10 protein-coding genes are annotated in these 17,950 nt (G+C 52.5%); 6 read left to right on the forward strand and 4 right to left on the reverse strand.

Annotated features, from left to right (window positions below; all coding sequences use genetic code 11):
• Nucleotides 1–145: 145 nt before the first annotated feature.
• The 6 genes from W01_RS07325 (at nucleotide 146) to W01_RS07350 (ending at nucleotide 10,056) form a co-directional block, all read left to right on the forward strand.
• Nucleotides 146–2,956 (forward strand): glycosyltransferase, encoded by a 2,811-nt coding sequence (locus W01_RS07325; protein WP_173053410.1) that lies wholly within the window; start codon nucleotides 146–148, stop codon nucleotides 2,954–2,956.
• 7 nt (nucleotides 2,957–2,963) lie between these two features.
• Complete coding sequence (locus tag W01_RS07330; RefSeq protein WP_173053412.1) at nucleotides 2,964–3,563, forward strand: YdcF family protein; 600 nt, start codon at nucleotides 2,964–2,966, stop codon at nucleotides 3,561–3,563.
• A gap of 18 nt (nucleotides 3,564–3,581) precedes the next feature.
• Nucleotides 3,582–6,860, forward strand: a complete 3,279-nt coding sequence (locus W01_RS07335; protein ID WP_173053414.1) for an AMP-binding protein — start codon at nucleotides 3,582–3,584, stop codon at nucleotides 6,858–6,860.
• A gap of 220 nt (nucleotides 6,861–7,080) precedes the next feature.
• On the forward strand, nucleotides 7,081–8,199 hold the full coding sequence (locus W01_RS07340) for a glycoside hydrolase family 3 protein (protein WP_173053416.1): 1,119 nt from the start codon (nucleotides 7,081–7,083) through the stop codon (nucleotides 8,197–8,199).
• A 357-nt stretch (nucleotides 8,200–8,556) separates the two neighbouring features.
• Nucleotides 8,557–9,048, forward strand: a complete 492-nt coding sequence (locus W01_RS07345; protein ID WP_173053418.1) for a GlcG/HbpS family heme-binding protein — start codon at nucleotides 8,557–8,559, stop codon at nucleotides 9,046–9,048.
• Between the two features lie 381 nt (nucleotides 9,049–9,429).
• The gene (locus W01_RS07350; RefSeq protein WP_173053420.1) at nucleotides 9,430–10,056 is read left to right on the forward strand and encodes a hypothetical protein; all 627 of its coding nucleotides are present in this window, start codon (nucleotides 9,430–9,432) and stop codon (nucleotides 10,054–10,056) included.
• On the opposite strand, the gene W01_RS07355 is transcribed toward W01_RS07350, so the two are convergent.
• The 4 genes from W01_RS07355 to W01_RS07370 all read right to left on the reverse strand — a co-directional run bounded on the left by W01_RS07355 (nucleotide 10,037) and on the right by W01_RS07370 (nucleotide 17,941).
• Nucleotides 10,037–11,389, reverse strand: coding sequence for a vanadium-dependent haloperoxidase (locus W01_RS07355; protein ID WP_173053422.1), 1,353 nt, complete (start codon nucleotides 11,387–11,389; stop codon nucleotides 10,037–10,039). The two genes, W01_RS07350 and W01_RS07355, sit on opposite strands and share 20 nt — an antisense overlap.
• Nucleotides 11,390–11,454: 65 nt before the next feature.
• The gene (locus W01_RS07360; RefSeq protein ID WP_173053424.1) at nucleotides 11,455–12,132 is read right to left on the reverse strand and encodes a PEP-CTERM sorting domain-containing protein; all 678 of its coding nucleotides are present in this window, start codon (nucleotides 12,130–12,132) and stop codon (nucleotides 11,455–11,457) included.
• A gap of 119 nt (nucleotides 12,133–12,251) precedes the next feature.
• Complete coding sequence (locus tag W01_RS07365) at nucleotides 12,252–12,698, reverse strand: hypothetical protein (protein WP_173053426.1); 447 nt, start codon at nucleotides 12,696–12,698, stop codon at nucleotides 12,252–12,254.
• Nucleotides 12,695–17,941 (reverse strand): RHS repeat-associated core domain-containing protein, encoded by a 5,247-nt coding sequence (locus tag W01_RS07370; protein WP_173053428.1) that lies wholly within the window; start codon nucleotides 17,939–17,941, stop codon nucleotides 12,695–12,697. The genes W01_RS07365 and W01_RS07370 overlap by 4 nt, the downstream gene beginning before the upstream one ends.
• Between the last annotated feature and the right edge of the window lie 9 nt (nucleotides 17,942–17,950).

Raw genomic sequence — 17,950 nt, forward strand, 5'->3', positions numbered from 1 at the left:
TTGTTATAGCTTACGTAGAAAATCAAAAACAAAATGGCAGAACTATTCTTTTCATCATTAGGTTTTTTGCCATAACTGCCCCGACGAATTTATACTCATATCCTCAGCACTTTTCATACTCGTTGCTTCATAGAAAGTACTTGCTATGTATCCTGGCAATAAGTCGACTCTACCACTTGTATCGGTCATCGTGCGCAGCATGGGGCGACCGGAACTTCGCTTGGCGCTGGAATCGATCGCAGGGCAGGATTATCCAAACGTTGAGGTTATCGTGGTCGATGCAACGGGCGGAAGCCACCCGGCGCTGCCAGCTATAACCTGGCAATCCGGCCATTCGATACGAATCGTCGGCGGCCACCGCCGTTTGCCGCGACCCCAAGCCGCCAACGAAGGATTGCAAGCCGTAAATGGTGAGTGGTTCTGCTTTCTGGACGATGACGACACTTACGATTTTGACTTCCTCTCGGCCATGCTGAACGCCTCCCATGCCCATCCCGAAGCACTACTGATTTACGGTCGAACCCGAGTGTTTGATGAAAACGGGAAGGTCGAAAAGTTGTTTGGTAGCCCGTTCAACCGCGCATTGATGTACTTCGGACCATTGTTTTACTGGCAAGCGGCGATTATTCGCCGCAAAGTCATTGAATTAGGCTGCCACTTTGATGAAACACTCGAAATTTGCGAGGATCGCGATTTTCTGAATCAAATTGCAGAGCACTCCGATTTTGTATTCGTTCCGGTTGTGGGATTCAATTATCACCCCTACTTGGGCACCTCGGGCACAGGCTCCAAAGCAACTCGGGATATACCTCGCCTCGAACGTTCGGAAAATATTTTGCGATCAAAATGGTCCGGCGCATCGTCCTATCATACCCGCCGCCTTGTTGAGATGTGCATGGGGGCAGTTCGCGCCTTTCATGACGGAAATTTTGCACTTTCCCGCACCTTGTTTGATAAAACGCTTGAAGCGTACCCGGATGACCCCAGTGCCTTGCATGGGCTCGCCCGACTGGACCTTCACGACGGTCAGCTGGCTACGGCAGAAAAATTGGTTCGACGGGCAATCGAAATCAATCCGTCAGTCGACGAGTTTCGCATGACCATGGCACTCATTCTAGAGGCATCCCATCAATACGAAGAAGCACTTGCCTTTGCCCGGCAAGCGGGAATCAATCCGATATTTCAGGCGACTGCCGATGCACTCGCCCGACGCCTGCCTGTCACTGCCCGAGCAACACTTCCCTCCACTACAGGTGTCCAACAACTGGGGCGACTGGCACCGTGCCCATGCGGCAGTGGACGTCGCTTTAAGGAATGTTGCGGGGCTATCCGGCCAAATCAAGAACCCACCATGATTAAGGCCAACCACAACTCTCGCGTTACGATCATTATGACGATTCGGGAACGTCACAGCCTGACGATCCAAGCCTTAAAGTCTATCCTGTCCAACACACCCCCCATTTTCCGCCTCATTTTCGTGGACTGCCTTTCGCCAGTCTGGATTCGTGAGCAACTTGAAACGCTGGCCCACCAATACGGAATTGAATTGGTACACACCGAAGACCCGCTCTGGCCCAATCAAGCCAGAATAAAAATTCTGGATCGCATATCGTCTGAATATACCGTATTCATCGACAACGACGTTCAGGTTGAACCGGGCTGGCTGGAGAAGCTGGTTGCCTGCGCAGATGAGACCGGTGCTGGCATTGTGGGGCCTTTGTACCTTTGGGGCGACGGCAAATCCACGCCAAAAATCCACATGGCGGGCGGCAGGCTTATTATTCACCCAGACGTCAGCCGTGATGGACTGGTCATGGAAGAGGAGCATCTGCTCTTCAATCGCCGACCAGAGGACGTGCAGGAACAGCTCTTCAGAAAACCCTGCGATTATGTTGAATACCACTGCATGCTGATCCGCACCCAACTCCTGCAGGAGCATGGCCTGCTTGACGATGGAATCATCTCTGTCCATGAACATATTGATGCTGCACTTGCAGCTAAGCGGCTGGGTTACGCTACTTACCTGGAGCCTGCATCACGTGTGAACTACCTTGCTTTCGCCGATTTTCTGCTGGAGGATCTTCCCATTTTTAGAGTACGCTGGTCGCGGGATGCGGGCGAACAAAGCATTCTAAATTTTGCAAAAAAATGGGGGGTTTGCGACGACCAACGTTCCTTTGGCCAAGTACGTATTTTTCTGAGCAAGCATGTTGGCCACATCGATCCGCTCAGAACAAATATCCCTCCGCGCCAGGCGTGGAACACTACTATGCGCAAAGAAGAGCTACAGCAGACTCGTTCAGGCTTGCTGGATATGGCCATAGAGCACGGCTATCAAGCCGCAGAACTTACCTTACTAAGCGAGGCCTATTTCACTGCACAAGCACTCATGACGGGTAGATATCGCTCATGTGGTCGGCCCTTCATTAACCATCTAGCAGGTACCGCCAGCGTACTTCTGCGCTATGATTTTCGAATTGAAGTGGTAATGGCAGGGCTGCTGCACGCGGCATACACTCATTGCCCGGCCCATCCGGAAGGCAAACAGGCAGCGCATGACGAGGTTTGCAGTAAACTCGGTGGAGAAGACAACAAAGTGGAGCGTCTGGTCAGAGGCTATACGCTCAAAGGAACGAAATCGCCGAGAAATCAGGTTAGGGTAACGGATGTCGGGCGATTTACTATTTTTGATGCCGAAGTGCAGATGATTGCCCTTGCCAACGAGATTGATATGTACCTGAGTGGCGAAACCCGCTATTCGGCACCTCGTAACGATGAAATAACTCCGGCACAACTGGACGTAGCCGCCAAAATTTGCGAGATTATTGGGGTAAGCGGTATGTCCCACAGCCTGCAGCAAGAACATAACGATAAGCGGCTACCACCCCCGCTCAGCTTACTCACCCAGCAAAACATGAGCTATCAGCTCAATCCTTTCCCACAGGGCACTGTATGAGAATTGCATGAATACATCGCAGGAATTCTTACACAATTCATCGATAACATCCCAGATGGGCGTCTTGACGCAGTTCATCTTCGTTCCTGATGACGTATTGAAAGCTGATGCCACTATTGTTTTGGGGATGAGTTTATGGGAGCGCCCATTAGCAAGGGCAATTGACCTGTACCGTCAGGAACTTGCTGGGAGGCTGATCTTGTGCGGCGGTTACAATCTAAAAATTGACGCAATCGAAGCACTCAAGATGTACAGGAAAGCCAAATCAATAGGAATACCCGATTCAGATATTCTGGTTGATCCAGATTCAAGTAATACTGCGGAAAACTTCTCCAATGCAGCTTTCCTTCTCCAAGCCAACAACATTGAAATAACCCGATCTGTAGTAAATATTGTCTCAATCCATTTTCATAGCCGTCGCGCATTGTTAACGGCACAGAAAGTGTTTGGCAAAGGCGTCCAATTTGGAATAGCAACTTATCCAAGTGTTCACTACACGAGTAAAACTTGGTACGAGACTGAAGCAGGACGTCGGAATGTATTTGACGAGATTGAAAAAATAACTAGATACTTTCCAGGAAACATACTGCCGAAAGGCATTAATTGAAAACTCCGAATACACTTTATGGGGACTGAGGCTAAAGCAGCTTTGGCAATTGGCGCTGCAATTGACTTTGCAATGCCCCAGAGCTTACAGGACGCTTTACAGCTGGCACTCGCCAACCATTTTAATGGAGCATTTGTTTTTTCAAATGGGGTCCTAGCGTCCGAGGAATTCAGCTATTCTCATATCTGGAACAGGGCACTATGCATGCTCCGTGGACTGCAAGAGTCGGGTTGTAAGCGCGGAAATGTGCTGATTATTGATGCCGGAAATCCAGCAACATTTATCCCAGCGCTTTGGGCTACCTTGCTGGGAGGCATGGTGGCTGTACCGCTCACCTTCAGTCGGTGGAATGTCCGTGCGCACCATGAGTTTAAGGACAGACTAGATAAAATCCATGCGACTCTCGCTCAGCCCTTGATTCTTTCTGATGACGAAGACCTGTTCTGGAACAAGGGAAGAAGGCAGATTTCATTTCATCAGCTTCGTGAATACTCGCCTGCTGAAGGAATTACTTCAACTGACTGGGGCGCTCCAGCGGTCCTTATCTCAACTTCCGGTACGACGGGCCTACCGCAACTCGTTACCCTCAGCGGCAAGGCATTAATGCACCGTTGGTGGCCAGCGGGTCCATCCGCTCCCAATCAGACGAGATTTCTGAATTGGATGCCGCTGGATCATGTCATGGGGCTGGGGGTAGCGGGGCCTAATGGACGATTGAAGATTCAACTATCGCCAGAATCGTTTGTGCAAAAGCCATTGGGTTGGCTTGACCTAATTCAGTCCCACAGTATTACTCATGCCGGAATGAGTAATTTTGGCATGAAGTTGATCGCGGATGCGGCCTCATCATCCAACTGGGACCTCTCGAGTCTGCAACGTGTGGGCGTTGGCACAGAAATGGTCTCGGCAAAGGTTTGTACCCGATTTATCGAAGTCCTTGTGGGTAATGGTGCCCCTGCCGAAACGATTATTTTGGGTTATGGACTATCCGAATGCGGACCTGTTGCAGGCGGTAAACGATCATTCCAGCCAGCGTTGCACAACAACGGGCATGAACCACCACTTATCGATTTTCCGACGCAAGGGCATAGCGTTCGTATTGTCGATCAAGACGGAAGCCTATGCCAAGAAGAAGAGATTGGGCAGATTGAAGTGTGCGGCCCGACGATGACCTCCGGATATTATGGAAGCCCCGAGCTCAATAAGCTGATTTTTACTGCTGATAGCTGGTTTCGAACCGGTGATACAGGCTATTTGCGGGGAGGCTGCTTGTGCGTGACAGGAAGAGAAAAGGAAGTCATCCTCGTAAACGCACTCAAGTTTTCCTGTAGTGAAATTGATTCTGTCATACAGTCGATTCCGGGAATATCCTTGGCCTATGTTTTTCCATGGGCTGATGATGGCAGACAAATCGAGCGCCCAGCATTGGTTTATGCAACGGATAAGACGAATGTCGATTTTAGTACAACCGAATCGCTAATCAGAAAGGTTTGCGTCGACCGATTCGGATTTGGCCTGGCTCGTTGCATCTGCATTAAACCCGAGGAAGTACCAAGAACTCGTTCCGGAAAAGTGCAGCGCGGCCGACTGGCTGAGATATTCATACGGACTGACACATCTCATCCCTCTCCTCTGGAAGTCAAGCCACCTGAAACACTCCAAAACAAGATTGCCGCACTGATGGCCAGTTTACTTGATGGTGTGACCCCTAACCTGACAGACGACTTTTTCGAACTTGGCGGCGACTCTTTGGGCGCATTGACGTTTACTGTTGCCCTGGAGCAGAAATTAGGCATCAGCCTTCCCCCAGCCATCTTTGCGCGCGCGCCTACCCTTGGAAATGTTCTGGCTTTTGTTCAAACGAACCCCGCCAGCTCAGGTCGATTGTCAATCGTTCCGGTACAGACAGGAACATCTGGGAAGGGGGTATTCATTACGCCTGGATTGTGGGGAAACAACGGCTACGCTCATAACCTGGCAATTGAAATGGGCCCGGAGTTCTCCGTTTGGACATTTCACATAACCGCCCCGGCTAACTGGACACTCCGGTTTCACAGCATTCCAGAACTCGCAAGAGAATGCTGCACGTTAATGCAAACGGTCCAGCCCCAAGGTCCCTATCACATTGCGGGGCATTCGTTTGGTGGAATGATCGCCTTTGAAATGGGAAGGCAATTGTTCGCCTCAGGACTGGCAGTAGGGACGCTGTCAATCATCGACATCACGGCGAAACTCATGCATCGCGATTTCAATGTTGACAGTACGAAGCGCACTGATTATGTGATTGAACACCATCGCTTGCTAAACAAGCTATACCTTCCGCGTCTTATAGAAGGGCCCCTTCGATATTTCAGGGCCAGGGACAGTGTCTATTTGCCCCTTTCGGATAAAACAGGTGGCTGGTCGTACCTCTCCAAAAATGGCGTTGAAATTATTGACATTCCCGGTGATCACCAATCGATCGTAAGAAACCCATCTCTCGGGATTTTGAGTAAACACATCGTAGCAGGTATACGAGGTCAGATAGGATTTCTCCATCCTCATCTATCAATTTCAGAGATGGCGCGAATAGCGATTGATGAGGCTCGCAATGCGTGTGTTGAAGGCAACCTGCTACTAGAAATTGAGTCGCTGAAGCGTGCCATAGCCGCAGAGCCCAACGTGTCTTCCTGGGTCTTCACAAGACTTGCGCATGCCTTGCTTTCAGCTGATCAAATTGGACCTGCCGCAGAAACATATCTCTCAGCCTTAAAAAGAGATCCTTGGCCACTCACAACACATTTACACCTTCGCGTAGCATTAATAAATAGCAGGTCAAGCAATTTTGGTCTCCACGCTTCGCATTTTGCCAAACAGACAAAAATTGATTCCCCGGCAATAGCCCGAATCATAGGAGCTATTTTTTTGATACTAGGAGATGCTACGGGGGCAGAAAGAGGCATCAGAACTGGGCTCGAACAAATTCCAGAGAGTCTGGAACTTCGGCTGCAATTGCTTAATTTTCTGGTTGAGAATAAACGCTTTTCTGAAGCTGAGGAACAGCTTGTTATGTCACTTGCCCATCCTATAGCAAATGATGAGGCTTATTTTGATCTCGGTATTCTTGCCATTAGACTGAATAAGTTCGACCTCGCAACCGACTGTTTGAACAAGTCCATTGACATTGACCCGGGCAACTCTCGCGCCCTGGATATACTGGGGAAAATTCAGGCCGCAAAAGGCAATATTGAATCAGCCCAGCATTTGAAGTCCAGGCTGGAAATAATTTTGCATGGCCAAATATTTCGTTCTGAGTAATTCAAACAAAGTCGTGGTAGGGGAATAAAAAAGCGGGAGTTCGACCCGCGAATAAACAAAAACGTTAGCTACAGTCTCTGACTGCAAGGCTTCATGCCTTGCGCAGCCCAAGCCTCACTACTTAGTTTAAGCCAAAATAAAGGATCACCCCCTGAAACGTCTACACATGAGATTTACGTATGCCAATTTTAATTGTGTAAGACTCTCCAAGCTGCTAGCAATGTGCACGTTTGGACTGTCGCTGTGGGCCATAGCAGAACTGTCGACAGCCAAGGTCATCATCGGTGATTCCCCTCATTATGTGGTTCCGGTGGCGACTGATGCGGCGATGATAGGGCAATTGTTACTCGTACACATCCGCTACCACCAGGATGGCTCCAACCAGTTGGAGCTCGACGATTCCACGCGCGCGATGCTTGCCCACGTACAACCCGGGGGCGTGGTGCTCTATGGCGCCAATATTTCGTCCGCACAGCAGGTACGCAAACTAATCGCCGATATTCGCGCCGTATTGCGGATTCCCCCCTTCATCGCCATCGACGAAGAAGGGGGGCGCGTTTCACGGATTCGAGGGCTTGAGGGGGCGGTCATGATTCCGTCAGCACGTAATCTTGCGTTGCGTGGCCAGGATGCCATTGAAAAAGCATACACCACCATCGGCATTGAGTTGGCAGCACTCAATATAAACATGGATCTTGCGCCTGTTGCTGACCTGGGATTTTACCCAGCACGACCGTATTTGGGCGATCGCGCTTTCTCTTCCAAACCTGAAATAGTTTCGCGGGCCGTCGCAATCGCTGTAAACGCACTACAGACGTGTGGTGTAATCGCGGTCGTCAAACATTTTCCGGGGCATGGACGCACGCAAGACAACAGTCATGAAACGGGCGCCGTGATCAAAGCCACGCGCGCCGAACTCGAGGCCGATTTACAACCGTTCCGCGCGGCGTTTGCAGTGGGTGCTGGCGGACTGATGACTGCGCATGTCGCATACCCCGCACTAGACGCTACCGGTTTGGTGGCCAGCGTTTCTGAACCCATTCTGCAAGGGCTTGCACGGCGAGAGCTAGGTTTTAATGGACTCATCGTTACCGATGCCATCGAGATGCGTGGCCTCACACCGCAAATTTCGGAAAAAGATGCTGCGCTCGCGGCATTTATGGCCGGGGCCGATCTACTCATGGGGCCGACAAACCCATTGGAAATACTCAATTATCTGAGACAAGCGCTCTCGTCCCCTAACGCTAAAATGGTAGAAGCGCGCGCACGGCTCCTAGATTCATATCGGCGCATTATGACGACCAAGTATGACTACAAAATAGCGCCGCCACAGTATTGAACGGGGCAATTAGGCTGATGAGCTATCAGCTCAATAGCAATCACGCCATGCCTGACAACGTCAAATTCGGACCCTCTGAATAAGTTCAACTGATTATCTTATTGACAATAGGTTTGTTTAGAGCTGATCATTCATTTACAGACATCGATATGCCAAGCCATCATTAATTCTATTGCTAATGGGCATATTGGTTTCTATCTCGCTAGCTCGGCAAATTACAGGTAGGCAGACTAACCTAGCTGAGCTTTCCTCAACCGCAACATTAACTAAAGATGTAACCGAATATTTACTCCCCCCAGGATTTTTTAGAAGCTTCCTAGGAGGCACTTAATAAACTCAACCACCAGGAGAACTATCATGATTTCACGCGTCACAAGCACTCTCATTTTCGCAACACTCGTTACTGCCAGCAATGCTCACGCACAGGTTCGCATCGTCAGGGACATCCCGACCGCACTGGCAGTTGAAGCTGTTGCCGCCGCCGTCGCTGATTGCTCTTCGAAAGGCTATAACGTCACTGGAATTGTGGTCGACCGCGCTGGACAGCTCAAGGCTCTACAACGTGCAGACAACGCGGGCCCGCATTCAATCGATAGCAGCCGCAAGAAAGCATACACCGCTCTTACAACCAAAAATTCGACCACGCGGCTAATGGAAAGTACACAGAAAAATCCCGCAGCTGCTAATCTTGTCTTCATAAATGATTTCATTGCCCTGGGTGGCGGAGTACCCATTCAAGTGGAAGGCGAAACAATTGGTGCCATTGGCATCGGCGGTGCGCCTGGCGGCCACCTCGATGAGCAGTGCGCAGAGGCAGGAATCGCTAAGATCAAGGATCGCTTGAAGTGATTTTGATTTATGTTAGAGAATTTTATTTGGCAACGTCTCCTTGCGGCCATCTGAATTAAATTCTCAAATATGATGGAATTAAGGTTAAATAATGTAGGGCGCGCTCAAAAACCTAGTGCAACATTTTTGAGAGAAAATGTTGCACTTTAAAAATCTACACACACAGTTAAGGTTTGAAGAACGAACCATAATCCAGGCGCAGTTATCAAGGGGACGCAAGCATGAGCACATTGCTTAAACGCCTCAGTGTGCAGCCATATTACCAAGACTCATCTTCTCCATACGGGCAGCCATATGGACGTTTTGTGTTCCTCCAGAAGTTTCATGGTCAATAAGAAACTAATCCCTCAATCTATCTTCCCTATGTATAGGCTTAATTTCTTGCAGCCAAGTCGCACTTCCCTTGCCATTGCGTTGGTTTGTCTACTTCCCTATTACGTTGAAGCAACTTCCCCACCAGATGCATGCGGCCCAGTGATTGTCATTGAGCCACATACCCCCAAGACTAGCGACAGCCGCCCGAACCTTGCTTGGGAGCCCATAACGGGCGCGAGTGCCTACAAGATAAAGCTTGATAGCCGGATACCCGAAGGCGAGAAGGTATTCAGCGCCGAAGTCCAAGTATCAACTCCCAGTTTTCTCCCGGCAAAGGCGCTAACCGAGAGTCGCGCTCATGTGCGTGCCACAATTACGCCTATTTGTGGCACGGCAGAAGGCATACCTACCATACACCAATTCGACATCGATACTGCGCCGGCATGCGGCACTGATTCCAACATCAGGATCATTAATGCAAGCGGGAAAAGACAATTATTGTGGATCGGCCCGAAGAGCGCCCAGTCCCATAATCTTTGGGTTTATGCGGTGGATACTGGCAAGCTGCTGTCCAATGCCGAAGTGAGCGAATCGAGTTGGATGTTCCCGGATGATCTGGTCGGGCCGGCCATTATTGCAATCAGGCCCAAGTGCGCTGCGGGTCAGGGAATGTTTAATTACCTTGCGTTCTAAGCCCTTTGCCGGCCTTATGTGAATTGTTCGCACCGGCTTGACGCAACTGTTGCAGCACAATCTCCCCAACTCTGCGTCCAAGAGCTAAGCCCTGATTGTTATCGCTCGAAAAATGTATGCCGCCATACAAACGCGACAGAGCTGCCTCCGCGGCGGCTTTTTGCAATTCGTCGCCTGCTTCCGGGAAGAATCCTGTCAGTACTACCGATGCGGCGCCGGATACCGTCGCATGTGCCGAAACATAACTCGGGAATGAAGGCGTAACCAGGTAAGGCATGAATTTCGGGTCAAACTTATCTTGAATGGCCGCTACCGGACGTTGCGTCCAAAATTGATACTTGACCCGCCATGCGGCGATCATGGCATCTGCCATGGCCACATTGAGGGCAGAAAACAGGCGTGCGGCCCCAGCTGTGTCCAGGTGATTTTTCTCTATCAGCTTTGCGGCCTTCATGTTCCACACTCCAGCAGGGGTCACGGATCCCTGATCCAGATTCCAGTCATCCGCAATCTTCTTTTGCTCCAACGTCAGTGCCTTGTTTACCCGTAGCACCTCCTGCGTTTCGTCCCAATAGGCCGGGCTGTCATAAAGCACTGGTGGCGGCGCCCCCAGTGCCCGCGTCGCCTCCAGCCAGGTGCGCCAGCGCGCCGCAAGAGGCGCTGTCGGAAAACGGGCAAATACCGGCGGCGCGGGGCGCCAGTGGCCAGGTGTCATCGCCGGCTGGTCAGCCGGGTTCCAGGTCAGGCTGGCTCCGTCCAGCAGGGCGCGGTTGATCAAACTGGCGGCCGCCTGCTGTCCCAATTCCCAAGCTTGGTCATAACTCTTTAGCTTCGGTGGGTCAGTTGTATAGGCCAGATAAGCGGCCCGGCCCAAGGACTGATAACGCCCCGGCGACTCCAGCGGGAACAAATATTCCAGCATGGCTGAAGCAGCGGAATGCAGCGCAAGCGCTTGCGCCGGTTTCGGCAATTTCTCGCGCGCTGCCAGACGCACCGCTTCATAATTTGCCACATGAAGCAGCGCCAACGTGCGGCTTGCCCGCAACGGGTTGAGCCGGTACTTCACCACCAGCTTCAGGGCAAAGTCGTTCCATACCAAGCTAGCCGGCTCCCGCGTCCAGTTCGCCTGCCATGAAGCAGCACCCTTGGCCGTTTTATCCTGCGCGGGAAGGGACGATTCGATAACCGGATCGGTATTGCTGGCTGCTGCTGGGCTTGCCTGTCTTCCGCAGGCAGCCATTGCGGCCAGGCAGTCTGAGTAGAAAGATTCGCGGCATTCACTCGCCCATCCACCGCGGCAGGCAGAAGCATAAACGCGATCATAACGGCGCAAAATTCGCGCCTCATGATCCAACTTGCATCACGCATATCACGGAGTAAATAAAACCAGTGGAGCAATCAAACCGGGGGTCGACCGCGCCGGCTCCATGTTGTCATGCCAATGCCCAACAACACCAGCAGCGCTGTGGCGGGTTCGGGTATTGGGTTAGTTGAGGCATCTGCCATGACAAAAAAGCGGGTATTGGTGAAATCACCTTCATTCCAACTGCTCGTGCCACCACCGCTATCAACGCCAGCGAAGAAATAACTTGCGCCCGGTAGATCCGTGTTGGTCTCCGGCATCCAGCCAAACCCGCTGGTGCCAAGCAGGCCTGCACCGAACACCAGCGCATAGTTACCCGGCCCCAAGGTGAGAGAAAACGGAATCGTCACATCATTACCCCCGTCGCCCGGCACAAAGGTCGCAGACGCCAGCGCATTGCTTACCAGATCCAGCGGATCAAAACCCGGTAACGCGCCGGGGCCGGTCAGAGGCAGGATGGCGGCGAAAAAATCATCCGCAGCAGATGACCCGCAGACGCGCCCGCCCACCCCGGTGAGCGTTGTTGTCGACCCCAAGTTGAAGCGGGCACCGAGGAACTGGGTGTTATCGAGAGTGGAGCCACCCGCCGTGCAGTCAGCCGGGCCGGGACTGGCGGATTGGTAAATCACCGCAGCGAACGCCTGGCCAAACGTAGTTGCCATGCCCATGGCAAAAATGATTCCGGTGAATGCTATCAAGTTAAATTTTTTCATTTTATCCCCCTATTATTTGTCTGTTCTAAACGAAATACATCTAGCCATTAAGGCGTTGTTAATCGCTTCTGTTCGTCCGCAACCTGCGATGTTGGGTTTCATTTCATTCAGTCGGGCTTTCACAGTCGACTAAATAATTCTGAATTTAAACCATCCAGGCCTCCCTCAATTCCTCGATTAAGTTCAAGCACAACGTCAAGTCCCCGCGACACGTCGGGGTCTAATCGGACAAAGTATCGATTGGCAAAAAAGGGCAAATGCCAGACTCTCGGTGCCGGCCCAATAATGGTCATGATCGTGCCTACCGGCACTTCGTTTTGAAACGCCACCCAAGACTTCTTGTAGTATTGCATTGAATGCAAATATGCACGTGCCGTCTCTCTGCTGACTTGCTTATTGTTAAGGCTGTCAAATACAGCCATCAAATACAAAGACCGGACAATTTTGTATCGACTCCCAGGCTGCAACTCATCTGCGTAGCTTGGGCCGCAGAAAATTGTGCTAAATACAGCCAATAGGGCGAACGCGACGCTGGTTAGCCGTATTGCATCCTGGAGCTTGTTCATTTGCACTGAGTTGGTTGCGCTGAAGGGGTGGGTTGATCGAGAATTCCCCAGGTTCTCAACCATTCTATTTCCACTGACACCGCCAATACATAAAGCATCGAAGGAATATTAGCCAGCCAGTCTGGGATTCCGTGACCGGTTGAGAAATCCACGAAAGCGTCATGTGTCTCGCCAAACGTGTAACCTGCTGGCACATACCGCTCAATGAACTCACTGACGGCACCACCTGGCGGGACTAGGGTACCGGGACGTCCGATGGTACCAGGTGTTTGCCAAGGTTGCCGAAACCAATAAAGCCCTGTCGGGTCTGTCCTGCTCATTGGACTCCCCCCCACATAGATATAGAAATTCAACCCACCCCCCAACCCAATCGGATCAGCACTAATAAACCGTTTCAAAACCGGATCAAAATACCGGGCACGATAGTAATACATTCCAGTCAAATCATTTTCCCGCCCAGTATATTCGCTTGAATTGCCGTCATCATTTGCGGAGGGTGTCGTCTCGCCATAGGGGCTGTATGCATAGTAATTCTGCACACTCGCGTCATCCTTCAGCATCGCCACCACACTACCCAGCGCATCGGTCAGATAATGTCGTGTCCCCGCCGCAGTGTACCGTGCCAGCATGTCATCGACGACAATTCCCGACAACAATTTGATGTTGACGGTATTGCCCGCCAGCTCGGCGATAACTTGACTACCATCATAGAGAAACCCAACGCTCTGTCCATTGACGATTTTTTCGATGCGTCGACCCAGCGCGTCATAGGCAAAGCTGGCGGTGAGACCCGGTCCGGTGATGGCCGTCAGCCAGTTACGCGTATTCCAGGTGTACGTGGTTGCTTGCCCGGTGGTCTGGCTGATCTTGCTGACCAAGTTGCCATTGTCGTCATAGGCCAAATTGAAGATTTCGCCGCTGCTCGTGAGGGTAAAGGTCAGCATACGGTCAGCCGCGTCGTAGGTGGCGGTGAACGGAGTTTCGTCACGGCTGGGCAGCATAGTGGTTTTGCTGGTGCGCTGGCCTTTGGCGTCGTAGCTATAGGCAATGCTGTTGATGATGGTGGTGTCGGGTTTGCGATAAGTGATTCCAAGCAGACGCGATGCGGCGTCGTACTGGTATTCCATGCGCACACCGTTGGACAGGGTTTTGACAGTGAGGCGGCTGGCGGCGTCCCAGTCGTAGATGACCGGCGCTTCGTTATTGAACTTGATGCCAATCACCCGTCCGGCCTTGTCATAGTCGTAGGCAGTGGTGTCGAGGTTGTCCAGTTTGCGCGCAATGCGGCGGCCCAGAGCATCGTACTGGTACGTGATGACATGGCTGCCACCCTGCTGGTGGATCGTTTCCTGGGTGAGCAGATCGCGGTTGTCATACACATAGTCGAAGCGACTAGGGCTGGCGCCACCCTTTTCTTCGAGTGCGATGAGCCGACCCACTGCATCGTAAGTAAAATAACTTGTCGTGCCACCAGGCAGGCTGATCTGGGTCACGCGACCGTCAGCATCGTAGGCAAGCGTGGACATTTGGCCCTTGCCGTCGGTAGCGCTGGCCAGCCGACCCGCCACGTCATAAGCAAAGGTACTGGCCTTGCCCTTAGAGTCGGTTTTCTTCGTTAACCGGTCTGCCGGGTCGTAATCGTAACTTGCGATGGTATTGCCCAGGGGATTGACCACCGACCCTAGATTGCGGTCTGTGCGGTAATTGATCTGGGTCTTACCGCCCATGGGATCCTCCACCTGGGTGACCTGATCAATGGGGCTTAACGTTTTCTGGTTGGAAAAGCCCAAAGGATCGGTTGCCTGGGTGACGCGCCCGGCCAGATCGTGAAGGAGGGTAGTGGTATTGCCCAGCGGATCCTTGAGGCTGACCAAATCGCCTTCCGGGCTATAGTTCAAGGTGACCACGTTGCCCAGCGGGTCGGTAATGGTCTTGACTTCGCCGCTGCTTGTGTAAGTGAGGCGTGTGGAATTTCCCAGCGCATCGGTACCTTTCAGTATGCGACCGGTGTTTGGGTCGTACTCCATGGTGCGGGTCACCTTGTCGCCATTGTCCATATATTGAGTAACGCTGGTGATGGTGTTCCATTTTGGATCGAAGGTGTAATCGGTAAAGCGGCCGTCGGGATCGGTGGTGCGCGTGCGGTTGCCGTTAGCATCGTAGGCGTAATGTATGGTGCGTCCGATGGTGTCCTTGATGGTGGTGATGCGGCCATTCAAGTCGCGGGTGTAGATCACTTTCTGGCCCTGACTGTCCACGGTTTCTGTCGCGAGGCCAGCGTTGTTAAAACGCTGAGTATTGCTATTGCCTAGCGCGTCAGTTACGGTGGTTTCCACCACCACGCCAGGGCGGGTAATGAACTGCCCGACTTGATTTTGTGCCCAGTCTTCGCTGCTGACCTGATATTCACCCCCCACAGTTGCAGCGCATGCGCCGGTCAGCTTGTACGAGAATTTCAGTTCCAGGCCGCCCTCCAGCACTTGCCGCAGCACCCGCCCGCTCTTGCTGTAATACATGGTAATAGGGCGGGTCTTGCCCGGATTGGTGATGGTCTTGATCCGGTAAGGCAGGGGCGGGTTGGGTGCTAAACCAAGGCAAACGTCGGATTTGGTGGGTACGGCGGGTAGTATGGTCGGGATTTGGGTGACAGGCTGGCTAGTGTCGTCCTGATAAGTGTAGCTGGTCACCCCGCCGTCAGGCGCGGTGACTTGGGTAATCCGGTGGTCCGCGTTGTACGCGTATTGAACCTTGCGGCCGATGTCGTCTTCCACCGAAGAAACGAATTCATTGATGCCGTAGTTGAAGTGTAGCGCGCGCAAACCGCTGGTGGCATTCTGGATTCGTCCATCGAATCGGCACAGGATAGTGAGAGACTTGCCGGCAGGATCGCGCTGTTCGACGAGATATTGCAGACCCACCGCGCCAAAACGCGCGAAATACCACTGGCTCCCATCACTGAAGGTGAGTATCCAGCCAGTGCCGTCCTGTTTGAGAACGGCACCATCATAGGTACTATTTTTTGTAGTCTTGAATCCGCCTTGTCCATCAGGTGTGAAGTCGGTACGGACATTACCCGGCTCAATCAGCCGCACCAGGCTGGAGCTGAGGTTAAGCAAGGTAATATCGTAATTCAAGATCCAGTTTAGGCCCAGACTCAGCACCGTACCGGCGATCTTGTTGTACGGGTCGTAGGGATTGAACGACCGGTGCGCCACAAGATCGACGACCGAGGTGACATAAAGATCGGTTTCGGAGGGTGTTTCCTGCCCGGTAGCGAGCCTGACCGGCTTGCAAGTTTTAGCCGGCGGTTCAGCAGCTCCCTTAGGAAGGAACGGTGTTGAAGTTTGATTATTCTGGTTAATTGCAAAACAGGGCAATCCACACACCCCGCAGAAGCGCGGAATGCCGGAACCTGCATCAGTGACGATTACCTTGCCATCAGCCGACGCTGTACCGGTGCCGCCCACTTTCCACTCACCAGTGCCGCCCATGGGGCTGCCGTCGTAATACCAGAGGTCGGTTTTCTCACCAGGGTCCAGGCCAATATCGTTGGGTAATGTCACCGGAATGGGCGCCGAGGGGATGCCGCCCATGGGGGTGCCGAAATAAAGCTGATATACCGAATTGGTAGCAATGGGCGGTGGTGCAACCGGCAGACGATCCGGGCTAAGCCTTTCTACCGCAATGCGGTCTTTTTTCACCCCATCCCAGCCAATGATGGTTACACCGGCGGGAATGGTAATTGCAAGACCCGGATAACGTTCATCGGTAATTGACTGAGGCTGATTGGATGTGGCAATGGGTTTGAATTTGTCTTCGCTGGGCGGTGAGCTGATTATCCAGTCGTCGTACACTCTGATCTGGCCAGCCGTCAGATTGACAATATTTGGCCAGATTGGATAAAGAGGATGCGCTTCGGTCGCGTCAAACCTCAGTTCCACCTTGCCTGAAGGCAAGCCGGTGAGCAGGAAGTTGCCCGCGCTGTCAGTTGTGGTGGTCTTGGTGTCGAAGCTCACCCTGACATCCGGGATACCATCCCCCGCCGGTGTGACAAAGCGCCCTTTCACGCCCGTGACGCCGCTATTGGCCTGTACGTTGACATTCACCGTGGCAGTGCGCGGCTGATCGACGCCGGAGAGATTAGCCATGGCAGTAAGTGTGATGGGGAAGGTCCCGGTTGCCGCACCCGATGCTGCTTGCAGGCGAAGTACTCCAGACTGGTTGGCAGTCAGGTAGGCAGGTTCGAATTTCGCCGTGACGCCGGCTGGCAAGCCGCTTGCGGATAGGCTGGCCAGCCCGATGAAATTCTGGCTGCCGCTGCTGGCAAGCTGGATGGATAGGGAGGAACTCGAATCCTGCAGCAGGCCGATGGTGGCGGGACTAGCGGTCAGATTTAAATCCTGGTCACGATTGATAGTGAACAACGGCCATGTCGCCACGCCGAGGCTGTTGGTGACGGATACAGAGCCTGACTGCGCGTTTGCCGGAACCACTGTGGTTAATTGTGTTGCGGTAGCGGCGGTAATGCTAGCCACGGCGTCGCTCGCAAATTTCACTGTGTTCTTTGCGGCTTCGGGGTCAAAGCCGGTGCCGTTGATGATGACCTGGGCGCCGGGTTGGCCGTGATCCGGATTAATGCCGGAGATGCCAAGCACCGGGGCGGTGGAGATAATCTGGACTTGCAGGCTGGACGAGGTGCCGCCCAACGGCGTGAAAACGACTACCGTGGCATTGCCTGCCAATGCCAGCAGGCTGCCCGGAACTGTAGCATTAAGCTTGGTGTTGCTTATGAACGTAGTGGGGATTTTCTGATTGTTGAATAGCGCATAAGAGCTGGACAAGAAATTTTGCCCGGAAAGGCTGATTGCCTGGTCTGTGCTATTGGCTTTGAGGGTGTTGGGTGTAATCGAACTGAGAACCGGAACACGGGCCTTCACAGTGAAGGTGAGTGAATTTGAATCGCCTCCTCCCGGCTGGGGATTGCGCACAGTAACCGGAACTTCGCCAGCCGTATTGACAAGCGTGGCTGGCACATCCGCTTCAAGATTCTTCGGGTCCACATAACGGGTAGTCAGCGCAGTTGCACCCCACAGCACTGACGATTTTTTGACAAAGCGGGAGCCTTGCACCTTTAGCACCCATGCGGGCGAGCCGGAAGCTATCTCAATTGGGTTAATGGTACTTAGCAAGGGTTTGGGGCTGGGCAAATCGACGAACAGCAGATCGTCCTTTTCCCCTGACAACGCCAGGGC

The organism is Candidatus Nitrotoga sp. AM1P (genome assembly GCF_013168275.1).
Taxonomy (GTDB): Bacteria; Pseudomonadota; Gammaproteobacteria; order Burkholderiales; family Gallionellaceae; genus Nitrotoga.

What these genes read in the sequence shown, in the direction of transcription:
- W01_RS07325 (WP_173053410.1), top strand. Translation starts at nt 146, where the DNA reads ATGTATCCTGGCAATAAGTCGACTCTACCACTTGTATCGGTCATCGTG.
- W01_RS07330 (WP_173053412.1), top strand. Translation starts at nt 2,964, where the DNA reads ATGAATACATCGCAGGAATTCTTACACAATTCATCGATAACATCCCAG.
- W01_RS07335 (WP_173053414.1), top strand. Translation starts at nt 3,582, where the DNA reads ATGGGGACTGAGGCTAAAGCAGCTTTGGCAATTGGCGCTGCAATTGAC.
- W01_RS07340 (WP_173053416.1), top strand. Translation starts at nt 7,081, where the DNA reads ATGTGCACGTTTGGACTGTCGCTGTGGGCCATAGCAGAACTGTCGACA.
- W01_RS07345 (WP_173053418.1), top strand. Translation starts at nt 8,557, where the DNA reads ATGATTTCACGCGTCACAAGCACTCTCATTTTCGCAACACTCGTTACT.
- W01_RS07360 (WP_173053424.1), bottom strand. Translation starts at nt 12,132, where the DNA reads ATGAAAAAATTTAACTTGATAGCATTCACCGGAATCATTTTTGCCATG.
- W01_RS07365 (WP_173053426.1), bottom strand. Translation starts at nt 12,698, where the DNA reads ATGAACAAGCTCCAGGATGCAATACGGCTAACCAGCGTCGCGTTCGCC.